This is a genomic window from Micromonospora maris AB-18-032, from assembly GCF_000204155.1.
Lineage (GTDB): Bacteria > Actinomycetota > Actinomycetes > Mycobacteriales > Micromonosporaceae > Micromonospora > Micromonospora gifhornensis.
Window position 1 is genome coordinate 1104696 of the sequence record NC_015434.1, and the last position, 22163, is coordinate 1126858.

Below are 22163 nucleotides of genomic sequence, written 5' to 3' on the forward strand. Positions count from 1 at the left end.
CGACGAGGTCGGCTCAGAGCCGGCCGGCGGCCTTGAGGCGCAGGTAGGCGTCGGCCAGGGCCGGCGCCAGCCGAGGGGCGGGCACGTCCACCACAGCGACGTCGTAGCGGGCCAGCGCCGCCGTCAGGCGGTCACGTTCGGCGAGCGTACGCCAGGCAGCGGCGGCGTTGTAGGCGTCTCGCGGGTGGCGGGGCGGTGTGCTGGTGAGCGCGGTCAGCACCGGATCCTGGGCCGCCGCCACCAGCACCCGGTGCCGGGCGGCGAGCCGGGGCAGCACCGGCAGCAGTCCCGACCCGAGCGCCCCGGGCTCCAGCGAGGTGAGCAGCACCACCAGACTGCGCGGCCGGTGGCGGCGCAGCAACTCGCCCGCGATCAGCTGGAAGTCGGTCTCGACAAGCGCCGGTTGCAGGGGGGCCAGCGCATGTGCCAACCGGGGCCACTGGGCCGGTCGCTCGGCGCCGCCGACCGAGGCACGCGAGACGGCATCGGCGGCCAGCACGTCCACCCGGTCACCGGCCCGTGCGGCCAGGGCGGTGAGCAGCAGGGCCGCGTCGATCGAGGCGTCCAGCCGGGGCTCGTCGCCGAGCAGTACGGCGGAGGTGCGGCCGGTGTCCAGCACGCACACCAGCCGCCGGTCCCGTTCCGGCCGCCAGGTGCGTACCAGCACCTCGGCCCGGCGGGCGCTGGCCCGCCAGTCGATGGACCGTACGTCGTCGCCGGGCACGTACTCGTGCAGGGTGTCGAACTCGGTGCCCGCGCCGCGTCCCTGGCCGACCTGCGTGCCGTCGATCACTCGCAGCCGGGACAGCTTCTCGGGCAGATGCCGGCGGGAGTCGAAGCGGGGCAGCACCCGCAGCGTCCACGGTGGGGTGGGCGGACGGCCGGTGCGCTGCCGGAACGCCAACCCGAGCGGCCCGAGCGAGCGGACCGTCAGCGCCACCGCCGGCCGGTCACCGCGGCGGGTCGGGGTGAGCCGGCTGGGCAGGGCCGCCACGTCACCGGCGGGCACGTGCACGACGCGGTCGGGTGGTACGTCCGGCTGCGCCCCGGCCGACGGCACCCAGGCATCGCGGATCTGGGCGTGCAACGTCCGGCCGGTGTCGTTGTGCAGGTGCACCGTGACGGTGGCGGTCTCACCGAGCCGGACGCAACGCTCACCGTCGCGCTCGACGGTGAGCCCGCGCAGCGGTGCGGCCAGCGCGAAGTCCAGGGCGCACAACACCAGGACCACGCCGGTCATCACCGCCACCCCGATGAAGGGCGCGGGCCAGGCGGGCAGGGTCAGCGCACCGGCCGCGAGCAGTGCTGCCGCCCGCCACGTCATCGTGGTGCGGGCACGGTGGCGAGCACCGAGTCCAGTACGGCGTCCATCCCGACCCCCTCCAGTTCGGCCTCCGGGCGCAGCCGCAGCCGGTGCCGCAGGGTGGGCCGGGCCATCGCCTTCACGTCGTCGGGCACCACGTGGTCGCGCCCGGCCAGCCAGGCCCACGCCTTGGCGGTGCCGAGCAGCGCGGTCGCCCCACGTGGCGAGGCGCCCAGTTCGAGCGCGGGCATGGCGCGGGTGGCCCGGCACAGGTCGACGACGTAGCCGAACAGTGGCTCGGCGACGTGCACCCGGCCGACCGCCGCGCGGGCCACGGCGAGGTCGGTCGCGTCGGCCACCGGGCGTACGCCGGCGGCGGCCAGGTCCCGGGGGTCGAAGCCGGCGTGGTGGGCGCGCAGGACGCCCAACTCCTCCTCACGAGCGGGCAGCGGCACGGTGAGTTTGAGCAGGAACCGGTCCAGTTGCGCCTCGGGCAGCGGGTAGGTGCCCTCGTACTCCACCGGGTTCTGGGTGGCGGCGACGATGAAGGGGTCGGGCAGCGGATGCGGCGTGCCCTCGATGGTGACCTGCCGTTCCTCCATCACCTCCAGCAGGGCGGACTGGGTCTTCGGCGGCGTCCGGTTGATCTCGTCGGCGAGCAGCAGGTTGGTGAAGACGGGTCCTTCCCGGAAGGTGAAGGCCGCGGTACGGGCGTCGAAGATCATTGAGCCGGTCACGTCGCCCGGCATCAGGTCGGGGGTGAACTGCACCCGTCGGGTCGACAGGTCCAGCGCCGCGCCGATGGTGCGTACCAGGAGCGTCTTGGCCACCCCGGGTACGCCCTCCAGCAGCACGTGACCGCGGCAGAGCAGGGCGACGATCAGCCCGGTGACCACCCTGTCCTGCCCGACGACCGCCTTGGCCACCTCGGTACGCAGTCGGTGCAGCGCGGCCCGGCTGGGGTCGGCGGCCAGCGGGTCGCTGAGCGTGGCGGGTCGGGTCACCGGGGGTCTCCTTCGGATCGGGGCAGCGGCGGCCGAACTGGGGACGGTCGCGGGTCGCGAGCCGCGCGATCCAGTTCCTTCGCCAGTTCCAGCAGTTCCTGGTCGGTGTCCGGGGCGTCGCCCTGGAGCAGGTCACGGACGGTGTCCGGATGTTCGCCGGTCTCGGCGGCCACGACGGCAGCCACGTCGGGGGTGCCGGCCGGCAGCTGCAGCCGCCGCCCCAGCCGGTCCTTCGCGGCGGCGCGGAGCACCTCGGCGGTGCTCTGGTGAGCCTTCGCCCGATGGTAGAGCCGGGCCCGGCCGAACACCGTCTCCGCAGCCGGGACGGTCACCGGCAGCGGTTCGGGCGTGGGCGGGCCGAAGCGGCGGGCCCGGGCGATGGCGATCAGCAGCGCGGCCAGCGCGAGCTGTGCAAGCAGCGCCCAGAACCAGGGAGGAAAGGCCGACCAGAGCGGGTTGCTGGTCTGCTCCCGGCCCGGTCCGTCGGAGCCGGAGGCGTTACCGCCCGGTGGTGCGGGCGGCATGGTCTCGGTGCTGTCGCCGGCACCCAGGTCGCCCTGGTCGCCGTCGGGTTCGTCGTAGGGTTCCTCGTCCGGCTCGGACGGCGGTGTGGTCCGCACGGTGCTGGGTGTGGGTGGTGGAGGTGCCGGTCCGTCGAGGTCGAGCCAGAGCACCCGGCCGGTGGTGGCGAGCAGAGCGGTGGCGAAGAGCTCGTTGTCCCACTCGCCGATGCGGCCGTTGCGGAACGGATCACTGGCGCCCACCACCACGTTCTCGGCCGCACCGGGAAGTCGGGCCAGCCCGGCGGAGTAGCAGAGGTCCACCGAGCCGGGCGGGCCGGTGGGGGCGTACCGCTGCCGGGCGACGGCGGCGGTCGCGCCGGTGACCTCGGGCAGTGCGCAGGGCCCGGTGAGGTGTGGGGTGACGGCGCGGGCCGCCCACCGCCGACCTGCCGGTCGCAGTGGCATCCCGGCGGCGGCAAGTACCCGCCGGGGCGGGTCGACGAGCACCAGCCGGGTGTGGCCGGGCAGCAGGTTCAGGTAGTCGACGGTCTGCGGGTGCAGCAGTTCCGGGGCCGGTACGAACAGGGTGGCCGGGCGAGACCTCGCCGCCCGCAGCGCCGCGAGGGTGTCGGTCTCCCGTTGCACCTGCACGCCACGTTCGGCCAGGCCGGCGGCCAACCGGCTGCCGCCGTCGTCCCCGGTCGACAGCGGTGACAGGAATCCCGCGTCGGTCTGGTCCGGCTGGTCGATCGCGTGGGTGACCAGGGTGGTGATGACCACCAGGGCGCTCAGCAACACCGGGATCAGGATGCGGTGCCGCCGTCGGTGTACCGTCGGCGCGCTCACCGGACGTACTCCCCGGAACCTTCGCCCCCGCCGCTGCCGGCTGATACCCCGCCGCTGCCGGCTGATACCGCGCCGTCGCTGCTGTCGGCGGGCCCGTCGGTGAGCAGCCGGTGCAGCGTGGCGGCGTGGTCGCGTACCCGCTGGTCGTGGTCGGCGGTGCCGGGATGCTGGGCGTACCAGACGCGGGCGAAGATTGTCGCCGCGGCGGCCAGCGGCGGACCGGCCGGTGGGTGGCGGGTGGCGGCTGCCTCGACGATCTCGGTGACCGTCGTGCCGGGGCGTACCGACACCAGGTCACGGGCGGACAGTTCCCGGACCATGCCGCGCAGCCGCTCCCGGATCGCCTCGTCGTAGCGTCCTTCGGCGGCCAGCCGGTCGGCCAGCGTGACATGGTGCGCCGGTGGTCCGGTCGGCTGCGGCGACGCAAGGTCGACGGCAGGGTCGGTGTCGGCCCGGCGCGGCCGGGGTGCCCGGGCGGGACGTCGGCGCCGACGCAGTCGGGGGAACCGGTGCGGTCGGGGAAACCGGCGTGGCACCCAGGCGGGGTAGGTGTACCAGCCGGTGGAGGCCAGCATCGTGGTGAGCACCAGCAGCAACGCGACAAGGGGCAGTGGGACGTGATCACCGAGCGCAGCCGTGGTCTCGGTCCACCAGCGGGTGAAGCTCATCTGCCCACCGCCAACAGGGTGGTCCGCGGCGCGTCTACGGGTGCCCGGGAGAGGTGGATGTCCAGCCCCTCGGTGCGGATCCGGGTCTCCAGGTGCAGGACCGCGTCCAGGCAGGCCAGCCCGGCGTAGCCGACCATGTTGACGGCCGCCCACAGCAGCATGGCCACGGCGACGGCCCAGCCCGCCGCGATCAGGTTCAGGCTGGACAACCCGGTGAACATGCCCCAGGCGAGACCGACCCGGAGCAGCCACCAGACGAGGTAACCGAGCAGCCGCAGACCGGCGGCACGGCCGCCGACCCGCAGCGCGAGGTCGACGGAACGGATCGGCGCACGCAGCGGCCTGAGCCGGTCCAGGGCCAGTGCCGGGGCCACCCCGCCGAGCAGCGCGAATCCGAGGAACCAGGTCGGGCCGGGCAGGGACGCCAGCAACATCGTGACGCCGACGACCGGGCAGAGCAGCAGGGTGGCGCCCCAGCGGGCACCCCGGGGGCGGAGCAGGTCCCGCATGCTTGTCGGACGGCCGACCAGGGCGTTGCCGGCGGCCCGGGCGGCCGGGTTGCCGAGCAGCGTGATGATCACGGCTTCGGTCGCTGCGCCGATGGCGAGCAGGACCAGGAAGGGGCCCAGACTGCTCATCGACAGGGTCCACCACAGTGGTGGATCGACGCCGACGGCGGACCGCAGGGGCAGCAGGAGGAGTTGTTCGACGAGGGCGAGCGCTCCGGCCAGGGGAAGCAGTGCCCCCAGGTGCCCGCGCAGCAGCAGCACGGCGGAGTCGAGCAGTTCACCGACGGTGAGCGGCCGGTTGGGGAGTACCGCGATCGAGCCGGCGTGGGGCACGCGCACTCCTGTGGAAGGCGGGGGCGGTGGCGCGCGGGGACGCAGCCAGGGATCATGTTGACACGCGCGAGTCGGACAGGTGGAGCCCCGGCCGGTGGGGCGGCTCGTGTGAGCGGTGTACCGGCGGGTGCTGGGCACGGCGTGGGTCCCGGCAGTAGCGTGCCGGGATGACGCCCGAACCCCCTGAACTGAACGGGATGGAAACATTAACCCCATGAGAGCCCGGGTACTGGTGGTCGACGACGACCCTGCGCTCGCCGAGATGCTCGGCATCGTCCTGCGTAGCGAGGGGTTCATGCCCTCCTTCGTGGCGGACGGGGAACGCGCGCTGGCGGCGTTCCGCGACAATCGTCCCGATATCGTCCTGCTTGACCTCATGTTGCCCGGAATGAGCGGCATAGACGTTGCGCGGGCGATCAGGGCCGAGTCCGGCGTACCGATCGTGATGCTGACCGCCAAGAGCGACACCGTCGACGTGGTGCTCGGCCTGGAGTCCGGGGCCGACGACTACGTGGTGAAGCCGTTCAAGCCCAAGGAACTGGTGGCCCGGATGCGGGCCCGGTTGCGCCGGGGCGAGGACGCCGCGCCGGAGCTGCTCACCATCGGCCCGCCCGGCAACCAGATCGCCATCGACGTGCCGGCGCACACCGTCAGCCGCAACGGCGAGGAGGTGAAGCTGACCCCGCTGGAGTTCGATCTGCTGGTGGCGCTGGCCCGCAAGCCGCGCCAGGTCTTCACCCGGGAGGTCCTGCTGGAGCAGGTCTGGGGCTACCGGCACGCGGCCGACACCCGACTGGTGAACGTGCACGTACAACGCCTGCGGGCCAAGATCGAGCCGGATCCGGAGCGACCTGAAATCATCCTCACCGTGCGGGGCGTGGGCTACAAGGCGGGTACCGGATAGCCTGGGTCGCACTGTGACCGCCGCCCCGATTCCGGATCCCGACACCACGTCCCGCCGCCCCGGCGCGGGGCGGGAGTTGTGGCGTCGGCTCAGCGGTCGGGCCGCCCGCGTGTTCGCCGGCCTGCACCACACCTGGCGGCGCTCGCTGCAGGTGCGGGTGGTCACCATCACACTCGTGGTGTCGAGCCTGCTGGTGGGCGGTTTCGCCTACCTGATCGCCGGCAAGATCACCAGCATTCTGCTGGACAACGCCAAGACCGACGTGCGGCTGCGGCTGACCAGCGGAGCGGAGTACGCGGCCAAGCAGTTCAGCCTCTACAGCCAGCCGCAGGAGGCCCAGCTCCAGGAGACCATCGACGGCACGGTCAACTACCTGGCCGGCGGCGACCCGCAGCAGACCAGCGGTGTGGTGGTGGCGCTGACCGCGGACGGCGTCGGTGGCATGATCCTGCCGCGCAGTTCGCCCGCGGTGGACTTCCGGCCGTTGATCAGCCCCGAGCTGCGGGCGGCGGTGGCCGGCGGCAACGTGGCCAACCAGATCCAGACCGGCAGGCTCACCGGCGATCGGGACACCAAGTACCTGGTCTACGGCTCGCCGGTACCGACCCGCTTCGGTCAGGTGGAGCTCTACTACTTCGTACCGCTGACGTTGCAGGATTCGACGGCCAGCCAGGCGCGGACCACGGTGCTGCTCACCGGCCTTGCCCTGGTGTTGCTGCTCGGCCTGCTCGCGGCGCTGGTGACCCGGCTGGTGGTGACGCCGGTACGGGTGGCGGCCCGCACCGCCCAGCGGCTCTCCGCCGGGCTGCTCGATCAGCGGATGGCGGTCAACGGCGAGGACGACCTGGCCCTGCTCGCCGCCTCCTTCAACCAGATGGCCACCAACCTGCAACGGCAGATCCTGCGTCTGGAGGAGATGTCGCGACTGCAGCGGCGGTTCACCTCGGATGTCTCGCACGAGCTGCGTACCCCGCTGACCACGGTACGGATGGCCGCCGATCTGATCTTCGCCGAGCGGGACGGGTTCGAGCCGTCGGTGGCGCGCAGCGCCGAGTTGCTGCAAGCCGAGCTGGACCGCTTCGAGGAGTTGCTGACGGACCTGCTGGAGATCAGCCGGTTCGACGCCGGTTTCGCGGTCCTCGACGCCGAGCCGGCCGACCTGGTGCCGGTGGTGCACCGGGTGGTGGACCGCCTCTCCGGCCTGGCCGAACGGGTCGGCGTGGAGATCGAACTGGACGTGCCGGCGACCCCGGTGATCGCCGAGATCGACCCGCGCCGGGTGGAGCGGGTGCTGCGCAACCTGGTCGGAAACGCGGTGGAGCACGGCGAGGGTCGGCCGGTGCGCATCACCCTGGGGATGGACGACACCGCTGTCGCGGTCACCGTCCGCGATCATGGCGTCGGGCTCAAGCCCGGCGAGGAGAAGCTGGTCTTCAACCGGTTCTGGCGGGCCGATCCGTCCCGGGCCCGGCAGACCGGCGGCACCGGGCTGGGCCTGTCGATCAGCCTGGAGGACGCCCGGCTGCACGGTGGCTGGCTGGAGGCATGGGGCGCGCCGGGGCAGGGCGCACAGTTCCGGCTCACCCTGCCGGCGCGGGCCGGCGACCGGTTGATCACCTCGCCGCTGCGGCTGGTGCCGGCGGACGCGGCCGTGTCGTTCGGCGCGACGTCGACCGAGAGTCAGCTGGCCATCGGCCCGGGACCGGACGGCGCACTCACGGTCGGGCCGGCGAAGTCGGTCCCTGAGCAGCGCGCGGAGGTGGCTTCGTGAGGCGACGACTGCTCAGCGGTGCGCTCGGCGCGACGCTGGTGCTGGCCGGCGCGGTCGGTTGCGGCATCCCCGACCGGTCGGAGGTGCAGACCGAGCAGCGAGGGCCCGCGGCGGAGGCAAGCTGGTCGCTGGGTCGGGGCAGCGAACCGCCGGCACGGGAGGCCAGCGGAAGCGACGCCGAGGCCTTCGTCCGTAACTTCCTGGCCGCTGCGGCAGGCGAGCCGGATCGGGCGTACGACCGGGTCAAGCAGTACATCGCGGTGGCGGAGCGCGGCGGCCTGCAGGTGAAGCAGGGCAGCGAGGTGGCGCTGTCGGTGGTACGCCTCACCGACGACCCGGTGATCGAGCCGGACGTCGACAGCATGAAGGTCACCATCAGCGTGCAGCAGGTCGGCCTGCTGCGGGCCAACGGCATGCTGGTGCCGCCCCTGGCCACCGAGACGACGTACGAGTTCCGGCTGATCAATGCCGGTCCGGCGGGTCAGGACGACGCCGGGTTCTACGTCAGCGGCCCGCCGAACGTGTTGCTGCTCAGCGACGAGGCGCTGCGCCTGTACTACCAGGCCGAATCCATCTACTTCTGGAACTCCGAACGGACCCGGCTGGTGCCCGACCAGCGGTACCTCTCCTCGGCGGTGCCCGCCGAGCGTCGGGTGAGCGAGGTGGTCCGTTGGCTGACCGCAGGCCCGTCGGACTGGCTGCGGGTCGGCGTCTCCGGGCTGCCCGACCGCACCGAGATGATCAACAATGCCACCGGCTCGGACGGCCGGTGGGAGGTCAACCTCGACATGCCCGGTGCCGACGAGGTCCGGTTGGAGCAGTTCGCCACCCAGCTGGCCTGGTCGCTGCTGGAACTGGACGGCATCCTGGAAATCAAGATCCTGAACCAGTCCCGGAAGCTGGTCGACCTGGGCGAACAGCGGGCGTCGAATCAGCTGTACCGGCTCGACGACAGCAGCGCCCGACGGTTCTGCGTCTACGAGGGCGCCATCCACGCGCTCGCCGTGGCCAACGAGCCGATCGGCCGGGTTCCGGTGGCGGCCGACGCGAACCACGACGTGCTCTCCGCCGGGCTGCGCCGCGCCGGCAGCGACGTGCTGGCCGCCCTGGTGGTGAGCGACGGCGCCGGGCAGCGGCTGCGGGTCGGCCGGGGCCGGGACGTGGTGGAGACCTTCATGACGGGGCCGGCACACACCGTGATCGGTCGGCCGGTCTGGCTGCGTACCGACAGCGATCAGCCGGCCGGTCTGGTGGTCGCCGACGGCGAGCTGTACCGCTTCGACGACCGGGGGGCCATGCGCCCGGTGCAGCTCGGCCTGCCGGGCCGGGTCGACGCGGTGGCGGCTTCGCTGGACGGGCACCGGATCGCCCTGATCGTCGGCGGTGCGCTGCACGTGGCTGCGATCAGTTGGGAGGGCGGGGTGCCCACCATCGGCCCGGCCCGACGCCTGGCGACCTCACTGAACCGACTGACCGCGGTCGACTGGTGGGCGGAGAGCCGCCTGCTGGTGGCCGGGGCCGCCGGTCGACCCGCGATCTACGACGTCAGCGTCGACGGGGCGCTGGAGACCCGGCTGCGCGACGACGCCGGTGCCGAGGTCACCCACCTGGCCGCCCACCCGGCCACCCCGACCTCGCCGCTCGCCGCCACGTTCATGTACGAGGCCAACGGCGTGACCTACCGCAACAACCCGTTCGAGCGGATCGTGCGCGAACAGGTCCAGGACGTCACGGCGCCGCCGACCGGGGTCCGCCCGGGCAATCCCACCGCCCCCGTCTTCCTCTACTGAGGCGACCGTGCTGCGCGGGCTGTGGGCGGATCTGGCCGACCTGGCCCTGCCCATCGAATGCGCCGGCTGCCGGCAGCGCCGGCCCGGGCTGCGGCACGGCGTCTGCCCGCACTGCGTGACCGCGCTGCACGCGCTGCGCCCCGTGCAGGTCCGACCGGTGCCGGCCCCGGTGGGGTTGCCGCCCTGTCACGCGCTCGGCAGCTACGGCGGGCCGCTGCGGGAGACCCTGCTCGCGTACAAGGAACATGGCCGACACGGTCTGGCCCGACCGCTGGGCGCGTTGCTCGCCGAGGTCGTGGCCGATGCGGTCGGCTCGGCCCGGCCGCTGGTGCTGGTGCCGGTGCCGGACACCCCGGCGGCGGCCCGGGCCCGCTTCGGCGATCACCTCGGCCGGCTCGCCCGGCACTGCGCCCGTCGGCTCGACGCGGCCGGCTGGCCGGTACGCGTTGATCGGCCGGTACGTGCGCTGCCCCGGCCGGACTCGGTCACCCTGGACAGCGCCGGTCGGGCGGCGACGGCGCTGGCCGCCTTCCGGGTACGGCCGGACGCCGGTCCGGTGCCGCCCGGCGCGACAGTGGTCCTGCTGGACGACATCGTCACCACCGGGTCGACACTTGCCGCGATCAGTCAATTGCTGGCCGTACAAGGAATGTCGCCGTCGGTGGCGGCGGTGCTGGCCGCCACCGAAAAAAGGCACCAACGGTGACGGATTGTGTTTCCAATTCACTCCTTCGTGTGTGATCTTTGCAAAATTCCGGCCGTTGTCGAGGGCTGGGGATGACGAGCGGGCAAACAAGAGTTAGCGTTTGCTTGTCGAGGGTAGGAGGTCAGCCACCCACCCCCGGCGGTGAGAGGAGGCGTAGCCGTATTGACCGGTCGACGCCGAGCGGGGCCCCTCCCCGGACGCGCGACCGGAGTTTTCGGAGCAAAGACCGTCCGAGCAAGGAGGTCACGGTGGACATCGTGGTCAAGGGCCGTAACGTCGAAGTGCCGGATCATTACCGGGTGCACGTAGCAGAAAAACTGGCGAAGATCGAACGTTACGACCACAAGCTGATTCGTGCCGAGGTGGAGCTTTTCCACGAGCGCAATCCGCGCCAGGCCGACCACTGCCAGCGAGTGGAAATCACCTGCTTCTCCCGGGGCCCGGTGATCCGGGCCGAGGCCTGCACGAGCGACTTCTACAGCGCCCTGGACGCCGCGATCGCCAAGCTCGACGCCCGACTCCGCCGCGCCGCCGACCGGCGCCGGGTGCACCGCGGCCGGCACGCGCCGCTGTCGGTCGCCGCCGCCACCGCCGGCCTGCCGGTAACCGACCTCCCCTCCGCCGCCCTGGGCGCACCGGCCAGCGCTGCCACTGCGGTCGCCGAACGCGCCGAGGAGGACGAGTACGACGACCAGCCGTGGCACATCGCCCGGGAGAAGGTGCACCCGGCCGAGCCGATGACCGTCGACGACGCGCTGTTCCAGATGGAACTCGTCGGCCACGACTTCTATCTGTTCCAGGACAAGGAATCGGGTCGTCCGAGCGTGGTCTACCGACGGCACGCCTACGACTACGGCATCATCTCGCTGGACATCTGACCGGCGTCGGTGCGGGCCGGCGGCAGCGCCCCGGCCCGCACCGCTCCGTCCGCGGTCAGTCCCGCAGTTCGCCGGGGAGCAGCCCGTACACGGTCGAGTCGCCCCGGCTGCCCTCCGCGCCGGGAAGCCGGGCGCGCAACAGCCCCTCGTAGCGGAAGCCGGCCCGTTCCAGCACCCGCCGGGAGGCCTGGTTCTCCGGGAGGGTGCCGGCCCACAACCGGGCCAGACCGACCTGCTCGAAGCCCCACCTGGCGAGCAGCCGCACCGCGCGGGTGGCGAAGCCGCGTCCCCGCCACTGCGGGAACAGGCTGTAGCCGAGCATCCCCTGCCCGCCGGGCTGGTCGTGCAGCAACATGCAGGTTCCGGCCACCGACCCCGAGGCCGCGTCGAGGATGGTCATCGACGCGACCGTACCGACCAGCCACTGGTGCGCCGCACCGACGCTGCGCCGGACGATCTCCTCGCGGGCCGGCGGACCCGGTGGTACCCGGCTGGCCACCACGTCCGGGCTGGTGTTCAGGCGGTACATCTCGTCGGTGTCCTCGGGCCCGAGCCGCCGCAGCACGATCACCCCGTCGGTGAGTCGCCCACCGGGCAGGTCGGGCAGCAGCCGGGGGTACGGTCCGGGCGGATCGTCGGCCAGCCGTACCCAGACGGCCAGGTCCCGTCGGCCTCCATCGCGCGCCCGGCCACCACCTCGACGTATCCCCTCGGGTCGGAAACCGGTGGCCAACGCGACCCGCTGGCTGGCCACGTTCTCGACCTGGGCGAGCAACTCCAGCCTTTCGATGCCGTCGGTGAAGGCGCGCTCGGCCAGCGCCCGGGTGGCCGCCGTTGCCACCCCACGTCCCCGCGCATCCGGATGCACCCAGTAGCCGATCTCGGCCTGCCGTCGCGGTGGCATCGCGTGGCTCAGCCCGATGGTGCCGAGCAGCCGGTCGGTGGCCGGATCGGCGACGGCGTACGCGGCCCCACCGGCGGCGAACGCCGCGGGAGCACCCTCGGTGATCCACCACCGGGCGTCGGCCTCGGTGTACGGGCTGGGCAGGCCGTCGAGGAACCGCTGGGTCAGCGGGTCGGCACAGCCGGCGACGACATCGGCCTCGTCGGCCGGACGGAACGGCCGCAGGCGTACGCCGTGGGCTTCGATCGTCTCCGGCGTCACACCGTCACCTGGCCCGCTGCCGGCCGGTTGCTGGTACCTGCGCTGGTCCGTGCCGCGCTGCTCAGCGGGACCAGGTCCTCGGCCAGCAGCGCGCCGACCCAGGCGTCGGCCCGGGTGCCGCGGTGGTTCAGCGCAGCCCGGGCGGTGCCCTCCATGGCGAAGCCGACCTTCTCGGCGACCCGGCGGGAGGCGACGTTGCCGACCTTGGCCCACCACTCGATGCGGGCCAGCCCGAGCGTGGCGAAGCCCCAGGTGGTAAGCGCCGCCAGCGCCGCCGTCTGGTAGCCGCGACCCCGGGCGTGCGGCGCGGTCATGAAGCCGACGGTCGCCAGCAGCGGGTCACCGGAGGACAGCCGCAGGTCGATCGAGCCGGCGTAGCGGTCCTGCTCGTCGGCGATCACGAAGCAGGTGGCGGTGCCGCCGGCCCAGCAGTCCTCGCAGTGGGCCAGGAAGGACACGGCCGCCGACCGGTCGTAGGCCTCCGGGACGGTGGTCCACCGCAGGGTTTCCGGATCTTGGCAGGTGATCACCAACGCGTCGAGGTCGCGGTCCTCCAGCGGACGTAGGCGCAACTCGCGTCGCGATGTGCTGGCGAAGAGGGTGGGCTGGGCCCGGCCGAAGACGGCGGCTCGGCGAGCCTCCAGGGAGCCTGGGCCGGCCGGACCGACCTCGCCGGGTGCCGGCACCTCACCGGGCAGCAGCGAGCCGACCCACTCGTAGCTGCCGGGTGCCGGGTCGGCGGCGCGCAGCCGACCCTCGATCCGGAAGCCGCTGCGCAGGGCGACCAGCCGGGCGGCGTGGTTGCCCGCGCGGGACGTCCAGAGCAGCCGGCGCAGGTCCAGTTCCGCGAAGGACCACCGGGCGAGGGCGCGGACGGCGCGTACCGCCACCCCCTGACCGCGCGCCCACGGGGCGGTCCAGTAGCCGATCTCGCTGAGCTGCCGGCTCCGGTCGATTCGCTGCAGATCAGCGGCGCCGAGGAGTCGGCCGGTGGCGGCGTCACAGACCGCGAAGGCGGCTGCCGTGCCCTCCGCCCACTGGCGCGTGCGGCCCGCGATGAACCGTTGTGCGTCCTGCGGCCGGTAGGGTCGGGGGAAGTCGATCCAGCGCTGGATCTCCGGATCCTGGCCGGCGCGATGCAGGTCGTCGGCGTCGGTCGGCCGCCACGGCCGGAGCGTCAGTCCGGCCTCGGTGATCTCCACGGGCTCCATTCGACCCATCGTGCCGGATCGTTCGCCCACGGCGTAACGGGTAAACCGGGCGCGTAGCCTGGAGCGTCGGACGTTATGTCGGTTTCGCGATGGCCGAGGGCCGCCACCAGTGACCATTGGCCCGATGAAACGCCTACGATGGTTCGAGACTGTCTAGGGGAGCGTTGATCCGTGTCGATTCTGGAAAAGGTCCTTCGCGCGGGCGAGGGGCGCATGGTGCGCCGGCTGAAGGCCATCGCCGCCGCCGTCAACTCGATCGAGGACGACTACGTCAACCTCACCGACGAAGAGCTGAGCGGCATGACCGAGCAGTTCAGGGAACGGCTCGCCGAAGGCGAGACCCTGGACGACCTGTTGCCCGAGGCGTTCGCGGTCTGCCGGGAGGCAGCGGCGCGGGTGCTCGGTCAGCGACCGTACGACGTCCAGGTGATGGGCGGCGCGGCGCTGCACTTCGGCAACATCGCCGAGATGAAGACCGGTGAGGGTAAGACGCTGACCTCGGTCATGCCGGTCTACCTCAACGCGCTGTCCGGCAAGGGCGTGCACGTGGTCACCGTCAACGACTACCTGGCCCAACGTGACGCGGCCTGGATGGGTCGAGTGCACCAGTTCCTCGGCCTGACCGTCGGTGTGGTGCTGCCCAACCGGCCCGCCTCCGAGCACCGCGCGGCGTACGAGTGCGACATCACCTACGGCACCAACAACGAGTTCGGCTTCGACTACCTGCGCGACAACATGGCCTGGTCGAAGGACGAGCTGGTCCAGCGCGGCCACAACTTCGCCGTGGTCGACGAGGTCGACTCCATCCTGATCGACGAGGCCCGGACCCCGCTGATCATCTCCGGTCCGGCCGAGCACTCCGCCCGCTGGTACGGCGAGTTCGCCGCCGTGGTGGCCCGCCTGCAGGCCGGCAAGGACGGCGAGGGCGACTACGAGGTCGACTACGCCAAGCGCACCATCGCGGTCACCGAGCGCGGCGTGGCCAAGGTCGAGGACCGTCTCGGCATCGACAACCTTTACGAGTCGGTGAACACTCCGCTGGTCGGCTACCTGAACAACGCCATCAAGGCCAAGGAGCTGTACAAGCGCGACAAGGACTACATCGTCAGCGACGGCGAGGTCCTGATCGTCGACGAGTTCACCGGCCGCATTCTGCACGGTCGCCGCTACAACGAGGGCATGCATCAGGCGATCGAGGCCAAGGAGGGGGTGGAGATCAAGCAGGAGAACCAGACCCTGGCCACCATCACCCTGCAGAACTACTTCCGCCTCTACGACAAGCTCTCCGGCATGACCGGTACGGCCCAGACCGAGGCGGGCGAGTTCAACAAGGTCTACAAGGTCGGCGTGGTGACCATCCCGACCCACCGGCCGATGGTCCGGCAGGACCGGGCCGACGTCATCTACAAGACCGAGAAGGCCAAGTTCAACGCGGTCATCGAGGACATCGCCGAGCGCCACCAGGCCGGGCAGCCGGTGCTGGTCGGCACCGTCTCGGTGGAGAACTCCGAGATCCTCTCCCAGCTGCTGCGCCGCCGGGGCATCCCGCACTCGGTGCTGAACGCGAAGTTCCACGCCCGCGAGGCGGAGATCGTCGCGCAGGCCGGCCGTAAGGGCGCGGTCACCGTCGCCACCAACATGGCCGGTCGAGGCACCGACATCCTGCTCGGCGGCAACGCCGAGTTCCTCGCCGCCAGCGAGCTGCGCCAGCGCGGGCTCGACCCGGTGGAGAACGCCGAAGAGTACGACAAGGCGATGGAAGAGGTCCTGCCGAAGTGGAAGCAGGCCTGCGAGGCCGAGGCCGAGGAAGTGGCCGCCGCCGGTGGGCTCTACGTGCTGGGCACCGAGCGGCACGAGTCCCGGCGGATCGACAACCAGCTGCGCGGTCGATCCGGTCGGCAGGGTGACCCGGGCGAGTCGCGCTTCTACCTGTCGCTGCAGGACGAGCTGATGAAGCGGTTCCGCTCCGGTGCGGTCGAGGCGGTCATGGAGCGCTTCAACATCCCGGAGGACGTGCCCATCGAGTCGAAGATGGTCACCCGCCAGATCAAGAGCGCGCAGGCCCAGATCGAGGGGCAGAACGCCGAGATCCGCAAGAACGTCCTCAAGTACGACGAGGTCATGAACCAGCAGCGCCAGGTGATCTACGCCGAGCGGCTGCGCGTACTCAACGGCGAGGACCTCTCCGAGCAGGTCCGCAACATGATCGACGACGTGATCGAGGCGTACGTCCAGGGCGCCACGTCGGAGAACTACGCCGAGGAGTGGGATCTCGAGCAGCTCTGGGCCAGCCTCAAGCAGCTCTACCCGGTGGGCATCACCATCGAGGAGATGGAGGAGGAGGCCGGCGGCTCCCGGGCCGGCATCGACGCCGACTTCCTCATCTCCCGACTGCGGGCGGACGCGCACGCCGCGTACGACCGTCGTGAGGAGCAGCTCGGTGCCGAGGGCACCCGGCAGCTGGAGCGGATGGTGCTGCTCCAGGTCATCGACCGCAAGTGGCGTGAACACCTCTACGAGATGGACTACCTCCAGGAGGGCATCACGCTGCGGGCGTACGCCCAGCGTGACCCGGTGGTGGAATACCAGCGCGAGGGCTTCGCCATGTTCGCCACCATGATGGAAGGCATCAAGGAGGAGACGGTCGGCTTCCTCTACAACCTCGAGGTTCAGGTCAACGAGCCGGAGCCCGAGGAAGAGGAAGTCCAGCTGCTGGACAAGCCGGTGGAGATCCGGGCCAAGGGCCTCGGCCGTGCACCGCAGCAGCAGGGCCTTCAGTACTCCGCCCCCACCATCGACGGTGAGGCCGGCGCCGGTGCGGTCGCCGTGCAGCGCGACGACCAGCGCGCCCCGGCGCTCGGCATCGGTGGCCCGGAGCCCGACGCACCGGCAGCCCCCGGCCGCACCGCCCCGGCCGCGCCGCAGCGTCAGGCCAATGGCCTGCGCGGTGCCGGAGTGGCATCCAGCACGGCCCGCCAGACGGCGGCCAACGGGCAGGCCGCAGCCAGCAACGGCCCGTCCCGTAACGCACCGTGCCCCTGCGGCTCCGGGCGTAAGTACAAGCGCTGCCACGGTGCCCCCGGTGGCACCTCGGCCAGCTGACTGAGCACCCCCGAAGCCCCGGCCACCGCTGACGCGGTGTCCGGGGCTTCGACATTCCCCCTGCCCTGCGTCGCCCTTCCCACACTGCCGTTCCGTTGTCTCCTCCCTGCTGCGCCCTCCCCGCTCGGCCTCCTCCCCGCTCTGCGCCCTCCCCGCCGCCTTCGCGTTGCGCTCCGCGCTGGCCCTTGCGCTGATCCTTCGCGCTGGCCCTCCGCGCCGCCTTCGCGTTGCGCTCCGGGGTGCTGGTGCGGGTTGGCGGGGCAAGATCCTGCTCGATGTGGGATCGAGTGGTTTCGGAGCGGCAAGGTGACCACTCGATCCAGGATCGAGCGCGCTCTTGAGGATGCTGTGGGTGATTGCTGCGGCAGTTGGGTCGCTCCAGCGTCCCGATGTTGAGGCCAGCCTGGGCGGGAGGTCGGTGATCGGGGCTGGGTGCCGGGTGAGCAGGGCGACGATGCGGGGCTGAGGTTGGGTCGGACTTGGCCAGTGGGTAAGCACGCGGATCGGGATGGGGCTGCCGAGGGTGTCAGTGCGGGCTGCGGGGGACGTCAGGGTGTCAGAGGACGCGGAGGTCGGTGCAGAGCCAGGTGCCGCGCCGGTGTTCCAGACGTAGTGCCATGGCCCAGTTGGTGTCGACGACGCCGGTGAGTACGGCGGCGGCCTCGATGGCGGCGGGGTGGAGTTCGCAGACGCGCAGGCGGCGGAGCCGGAGGGTGGGGCGGGGGGTACGGCGGCGCGTCGGGACGGCGCGGGCGGTGGCGCGAGCCAGCTCGGGCAGCAGTTGGGCGCTGCGTGTGGGGTCCAGTTGACGGCGAAGTTGCACCGGCGGCCGGAAGCCGTTGAAGACCTCGATGCAGTTTGCGACGAAGCGGTGGGCGACCCGGGTGGCCGACGGGGTGGCGGTGGCCAGGGCGCCGGGTGGTAGCTGCCGGACCGGATCGTGGCCGGGGCGTACGGGGACCGGGCGGGCGGTGACCCGCGGGTGGGGTGGGCGCTCCGAGGCATGCCGAGCGGATCGCTGGTGGGCGGAGAAGAGGTCGAGGGCGAGTTGGCCGTCGCCCGGTTCGGGCCATCCGGCGCTCTCGTCGACGAAGGGCGGGTCGTACGCGGGTGCTGGCCGCAACCGCACAGGCGGGTGGCTCGGCCCAGGTCGCCGGGGATCGATCATCGCCCTGGCCCTCTCGCTCGATCCGGTTGTTTCCTACGTTTGCCTTCGTTTGCTCTCGATAGACCTCATTCTGTGGCATGGCAGAGTCGTCGGTCAATGCCTTCGGGCGTGGTGCGACTACTCGGGTTCGCGCTCGGTCAGCGGATTCCCGCGTACCCACTCGGCGGTTTCCGCGTACTTCTGCTGGATGTACTCCTCCAGCCGGGCGCGCTCGACGCGCCACTGACCCCGGCCGCCGATCTTGATCGCAGGCAGCTCGCCGCTGCGCACCATGTGGTAAACCTGCGAATCCGACACGTTCAGCTCGGCGGCCACGTCGGACAGGAGCAGGAACCTGGTCTCCACGTGAACTCCCCGGGTTGGCGTCGTTTGCCTAAGTTTGCCATCGAGGGACGACAGGGTCTGCCGCCGAGGGGTGACATCGTAAGCAGGCGCTGAGCGTGCCACCGTTGGGTGCCGCGTTGGACACACCGGTCGCCCCGAGCTTTCACCACGGTGGCGGGGGGTGTATGACGTTCAGGGTGAGCGTGCGCCCGGGGCGGCGCAGTCGCCGACCGGAGCAGAGCAGGGGAGACCGACCGTGACCGACCAGCTTGTCCGGGTGTACCTGTCGGCGACCGTACCGATGCTGACCAGGCTGCCCGAGCACGGCCTTGCCGCGACCCAGGCGCACGCGGTGACTCCGATGCTGCGCGAGTGGTACGCGGAGGGTGACGAGGAGGAGTTGGAGTACGTCGCCTTCACCCGGGCCGCGCAGGACGCCCTGCAACTGCTCCATCATGATCCTGCGGCACCGCGTCGGCGGGTGGTGGTCTCGGCGGATCTGCCCGCGTCAGCGCTCGGCCGGGGTGACGGCGAGCTGGGTTCGAGCCTGGTGGAGCTGCGTGGGGTGGTGGCGGCCAACGCCGTGGCGGCCCTGCACGTCGACGGCGTCGACGCCGTACCGGATGTCACCGCCGCCGCGAAGGTGGTGATGGAGGCGCTGGCCGGCGACCCGGACGCGCAGTTCACCGTCGATGGTGTCGAGGACCACGAGCTGGAGTGGTACGACCCCAGCGAGCTGGAGCTGCTGCTGCGTGACGCCGCCGACCAGGGGTGACCCGCGCGCTCAGCGCGCTGCGCCGGCCTCGACGGGTTCGGGGTCGGTCTCCGGGGCCGGGGACAGCGTACGGCCAAATATGATCATGGCGGTGAGTGCGCCCACGAACAGCACCCAGATCCCGTTGTCCACCCGGGAGGTGCCCAGCGAGGTCTGCGCCACCGCGTCGGCCTCGCTCAGCGCGGCGGCCAGGTCGATCAGGGAACGCCCGCCGACCCGGATGATCACCTCGGCGAGCAGCAGCAGGAGCCCGGGGCCGGCCCCGGCGACCAGGTACGCCGGCCAGCGCAGGGCGGTGACGGTGGTGTCGCGGCGGGCGGCTCGCCGCCGGGCCCAGGTGAGATAGCCGAAGGCCAGCAGGCCGGCGAGGAGTCCGGCGAGCAGCGATTCGGTACGCGAGACCCAGGTGGCCGCGGTGACCAGCGACTGCTGGCTGTCGCCCGCGCCGAACAGGTTGAACAGGGGATCACGGGCGACGCTGAAGCCCACGACGAAGAGCAGCGTGCCGAGGGCGGCGGAGGCCACGGCGCCGATGACCGCCCCGTTGCGCGCACCGGCCAACGCGCCGCCGATGACGGCCGCGGCGGCGGTCGTACCGGCGATCGTGCGGGTGGTGGTGTTGCCGTCGTAGCTGAGCTCGATGGCCAGGGCGGCGGCGAGCCCGACCAGCAGGCCGACGCCGACCGCCACCGCGAAGCGCAGGGTGGCCCGATCGCCCCGGCGGGTGACCGGCTCGCTGACCGCCAGGCCCACCGCAGCACCGGCCACCAGGGCGGCCGAGATCACGCCGGGCAGGGCGAAGGCGGACAGGCTGATCGCGGTGACGCCGGCGGTGGCCGACTGGATCGCCTCCCGGGTGGACCAGAGCATGGCGGCCAGCCAACCGGTCGCCAGCAGCGCCAACCCGAGGGTGCCCGGCGCGCGTGGCGGTGGGGCGGAGCCGTCCGCGGCGTCGCTGAGCAGCTCGACGGACCCGTCGGCGTCCTGGGTCGGGGCGGGATCCGGCCCGTCGGCAGCCACCTCGTCGGTGGTCTGCGGCCGGTCGGGTTGCGCGGCGGTCGGCCCACCGGGCTGGTTGCTCATCGTTTCCCCTTCGCCGCCCGGACCTGGCGATCCGGCCCGGGCACGTCACCGGCAATCCAGCGTACGCGGCCCGGCGGAGGAGGAGCCTGAGCCCTGCGCGTACCTGAAATGATCTATGTTCCTTCGGTTTGTGTGGCCCTCAAGGTACGAATCTCTGCCTGACTCCTCTGCTTGCCTCCGGATCTACGGTCGTCCAACGGCCAGGGGGTGATCGGTCGAAGCTGGTCGTGGGAAGATTGGCGCGCGGTCCCGCCACCCTTGGGGCCGGTTTCGCCACCGTCGTCGAGATCGCCAGGAGCCCTGATGGACGCCGTGTTCTCCGTACCCGAGCCGCACAACGAGCCGGTGCGCACCTACGAGCCGGGCAGCGCCGACGCCGAACGGCTCCAGCGGCGACTCACCGAGCTGACCGCCGAGCGGATCGACCTGCCGATGACCATCGCGGGCGAGCAGCGGATGGCCGGCGGCGCGCCGATCCAGGTGGTGCAGCCGCACCGGCACGCACACGTGCTCGGGGTCACCGGGCACGCCACCCACGACGACGCCCGGGCTGCGGTCAAGGCGGCCAAGGACGCCGCCCCGGGATGGCGGGCACTGCCCTTCGAGGAGCGGGCCGCGATCTTCCTGCGCGCCGCCGAACTGCTCGCCGGCCCGTGGCGCGACACCCTCAACGCGGCCACCATGCTCGGCCAGTCGAAGACCGCCGTGCAGGCCGAGATCGACTCGGCCTGTGAGTTCATCGACTTCCTGCGGTTCAACGTGTTCTTCGCCCGCAAGCTGCTCGCCGAGCAGCCGATGTCCTCGCCGGGCGTGTGGAACCGGTTCGACCACCGGCCGCTGGAGGGCTTCGTCTACGCGGTCACCCCGTTCAACTTCACCGCGATCGCCGGCAACCTGCCCTCGGCTCCGGCCCTGCTGGGCAACACGGTGGTCTGGAAGCCGGGCCCGACCCAGCAGTTCGCGGCGCACTTCACCATGCGGCTGTTCGAGGCGGCCGGCCTGCCCCCCGGCGTGATCAACATGGTCACCGGTCGGGGCGAGGAGGTCTCCGACGTGGTGCTCGCCGACCCCGACCTGGCCGGCATCCACTTCACCGGCTCGACCAAGGTCTTCCAGCACCTGTGGCGCACGGTGGGCGAGAACATCGCCGGCTACCGGGGCTACCCCCGGCTGGTCGGCGAGACCGGCGGCAAGGACTTCGTGGTGGCGCACACCAGCGCCGACGTCGACGCCCTGCACACCGCGCTGATCCGGGGCGCCTTCGAATACCAGGGCCAGAAGTGCTCGGCGGCCTCCCGGGCGTACGTTCCCCGGTCGATCTGGGAAGGTGGCCTGCGCGACCGGCTGGCCGCCACCGCGGACGGCCTGACCTACGGCGACGTCACCGACTTCCGCAACTTCGGTGGCGCGGTCATCGACGACAAGGCGTTCTCCCGGCACACCGCCGCGCTGGAGCTGATCTCCACCGACGACAGCTGCCGGATCATCGCCGGCGGCACCGCCGACGACTCGGTCGGCTGGTTCGTCCGCCCGACCATCTTCGAATGCGGTGACCCGGCGCACGAGACGTTCACCACCGAGTACTTCGGGCCGATCCTCGGCGTGCACGTCTTCGACGACGCCCGCTTCGACGAGGTGGTCACCCAGGCCGAGGCGATCGCGCCGTACGCGCTGACCGGTTCGATCTTCGCCACCGACCGGCGGGTGGTCGACGCGGTGGCCGAGAAGATGCGGTACGCGGCGGGCAACTTCTACATCAACGACAAGCCGACCGGTGCGGTCGTCGGGCAGCAGCCCTTCGGTGGCGCCCGCGCCAGCGGCACCAACGACAAGGCCGGTTCCTGGCACAACCTGGTCCGCTGGATGTCCCCCCGGACGATCAAGGAAACCTTCGTGCCCCCCACCGACCACACCTACCCCCACATGGGCTGAGGTGTAAGGAAGGGCCCCTTCTTAACGCCTGGTGCATAGGAAGGGGCCCCTCTTAACATCGCCGCTCGCGGGGACAGGCCGCTCGTGGGGGCGGGTCGGTCGTGGTCGGGTGGTGCCGTCGGCGGGGCTGCCGGGTGGACCGTCGCGCACCGACAGTGCACATAGGAAACCCCAATGGGTGGCGAAAC

Annotated in this window: 18 protein-coding genes; 8 read left to right on the forward strand and 10 right to left on the reverse strand. The window is 71.8% G+C overall.

Annotation, left to right across the window (positions count from 1 at the left end; translation table 11 throughout):
* Positions 1–13 precede the first annotated feature (13 nt).
* From VAB18032_RS05150 to VAB18032_RS05170, 5 genes are read right to left on the reverse strand one after another with little or no spacing between them, the layout of a single operon-like run.
* Positions 14–1324 carry a DUF58 domain-containing protein gene (locus VAB18032_RS05150; protein ID WP_013731729.1) on the reverse strand — a complete coding sequence of 437 codons (1311 nt, stop codon included), beginning with the start codon at positions 1322–1324 and terminating at the stop codon, positions 14–16.
* A complete protein-coding gene (locus VAB18032_RS05155) occupies positions 1321–2307 on the reverse strand; it encodes an AAA family ATPase (protein ID WP_013731730.1) in 987 nt (328 codons plus the stop codon). Before VAB18032_RS05155 ends, VAB18032_RS05150 begins: the two co-directional genes overlap by 4 nt.
* Positions 2304–3656: a DUF4350 domain-containing protein gene (locus tag VAB18032_RS05160; protein WP_013731731.1), complete on the reverse strand. Its 1353-nt coding sequence runs from the start codon at positions 3654–3656 to the stop codon at positions 2304–2306. The genes VAB18032_RS05155 and VAB18032_RS05160 overlap by 4 nt, the downstream gene beginning before the upstream one ends.
* Positions 3653–4324: a DUF4129 domain-containing protein gene (locus VAB18032_RS05165; RefSeq protein WP_013731732.1), complete on the reverse strand. Its 672-nt coding sequence runs from the start codon at positions 4322–4324 to the stop codon at positions 3653–3655. Before VAB18032_RS05165 ends, VAB18032_RS05160 begins: the two co-directional genes overlap by 4 nt.
* On the reverse strand, positions 4321–5166 hold the full coding sequence (locus VAB18032_RS05170; RefSeq protein ID WP_013731733.1) for a hypothetical protein: 846 nt from the start codon (positions 5164–5166) through the stop codon (positions 4321–4323). Before VAB18032_RS05170 ends, VAB18032_RS05165 begins: the two co-directional genes overlap by 4 nt.
* 214 nt (positions 5167–5380) lie before the next feature.
* On the opposite strand from VAB18032_RS05170, the gene mtrA reads away from it, so the two are divergent.
* The 5 genes from mtrA to hpf all read left to right on the forward strand — a co-directional run bounded on the left by mtrA (position 5381) and on the right by hpf (position 11215).
* On the forward strand, positions 5381–6070 hold the full coding sequence (gene mtrA / locus VAB18032_RS05175; RefSeq protein ID WP_013731734.1) for an MtrAB system response regulator MtrA: 690 nt from the start codon (positions 5381–5383) through the stop codon (positions 6068–6070).
* 13 nt (positions 6071–6083) lie between these two features.
* Complete coding sequence (mtrB, locus tag VAB18032_RS05180) at positions 6084–7841, forward strand: MtrAB system histidine kinase MtrB (RefSeq protein ID WP_013731735.1); 1758 nt, start codon at positions 6084–6086, stop codon at positions 7839–7841.
* Positions 7838–9631 (forward strand): LpqB family beta-propeller domain-containing protein, encoded by a 1794-nt coding sequence (locus VAB18032_RS05185; protein ID WP_013731736.1) that lies wholly within the window; start codon positions 7838–7840, stop codon positions 9629–9631. The genes mtrB and VAB18032_RS05185 overlap by 4 nt, the downstream gene beginning before the upstream one ends.
* A gap of 7 nt (positions 9632–9638) precedes the next feature.
* Positions 9639–10337: a ComF family protein gene (locus VAB18032_RS05190; RefSeq protein ID WP_013731737.1), complete on the forward strand. Its 699-nt coding sequence runs from the start codon at positions 9639–9641 to the stop codon at positions 10335–10337.
* Positions 10338–10585: 248 nt separating this feature from the next.
* Positions 10586–11215, forward strand: coding sequence for a ribosome hibernation-promoting factor, HPF/YfiA family (hpf, locus tag VAB18032_RS05195; protein WP_013731738.1), 630 nt, complete (start codon positions 10586–10588; stop codon positions 11213–11215).
* Between the two features lie 55 nt (positions 11216–11270).
* Here the strand turns inward: hpf and VAB18032_RS05200 are convergent, their stop codons facing one another.
* Both VAB18032_RS05200 and VAB18032_RS05205 read right to left on the reverse strand, forming a co-directional pair.
* Positions 11271–12380 (reverse strand): GNAT family N-acetyltransferase, encoded by a 1110-nt coding sequence (locus VAB18032_RS05200; protein ID WP_013731739.1) that lies wholly within the window; start codon positions 12378–12380, stop codon positions 11271–11273.
* Positions 12377–13591 (reverse strand): GNAT family N-acetyltransferase, encoded by a 1215-nt coding sequence (locus VAB18032_RS05205; RefSeq protein ID WP_013731740.1) that lies wholly within the window; start codon positions 13589–13591, stop codon positions 12377–12379. The genes VAB18032_RS05200 and VAB18032_RS05205 overlap by 4 nt, the downstream gene beginning before the upstream one ends.
* Before the next feature lie 171 nt (positions 13592–13762).
* Here VAB18032_RS05205 and secA point away from each other — a divergent pair, with 171 nt between their 5' ends.
* Positions 13763–16693, forward strand: a complete 2931-nt coding sequence (secA, locus tag VAB18032_RS05210; protein WP_043719763.1) for a preprotein translocase subunit SecA — start codon at positions 13763–13765, stop codon at positions 16691–16693.
* A 556-nt stretch (positions 16694–17249) separates the two neighbouring features.
* Here secA and VAB18032_RS05215 read toward each other — a convergent pair.
* Complete coding sequence (locus VAB18032_RS05215) at positions 17250–17861, reverse strand: Rv3235 family protein (RefSeq protein WP_043719766.1); 612 nt, start codon at positions 17859–17861, stop codon at positions 17250–17252.
* 117 nt (positions 17862–17978) lie between these two features.
* Positions 17979–18206: a helix-turn-helix transcriptional regulator gene (locus VAB18032_RS05220; protein WP_013731743.1), complete on the reverse strand. Its 228-nt coding sequence runs from the start codon at positions 18204–18206 to the stop codon at positions 17979–17981.
* 235 nt (positions 18207–18441) lie between these two features.
* Here VAB18032_RS05220 and VAB18032_RS05225 point away from each other — a divergent pair, with 235 nt between their 5' ends.
* Positions 18442–18960, forward strand: a complete 519-nt coding sequence (locus tag VAB18032_RS05225) for a DUF6912 family protein (RefSeq protein WP_013731744.1) — start codon at positions 18442–18444, stop codon at positions 18958–18960.
* 9 nt (positions 18961–18969) lie between these two features.
* On the opposite strand, the gene VAB18032_RS05230 is transcribed toward VAB18032_RS05225, so the two are convergent.
* Complete coding sequence (locus VAB18032_RS05230) at positions 18970–20043, reverse strand: hypothetical protein (protein ID WP_013731745.1); 1074 nt, start codon at positions 20041–20043, stop codon at positions 18970–18972.
* A gap of 303 nt (positions 20044–20346) precedes the next feature.
* Between VAB18032_RS05230 and pruA the strand changes: the two genes are divergently transcribed.
* The gene (gene pruA / locus VAB18032_RS05235) at positions 20347–21975 is read left to right on the forward strand and encodes an L-glutamate gamma-semialdehyde dehydrogenase (protein WP_013731746.1); all 1629 of its coding nucleotides are present in this window, start codon (positions 20347–20349) and stop codon (positions 21973–21975) included.
* Positions 21976–22163: the final 188 nt, after the last annotated feature.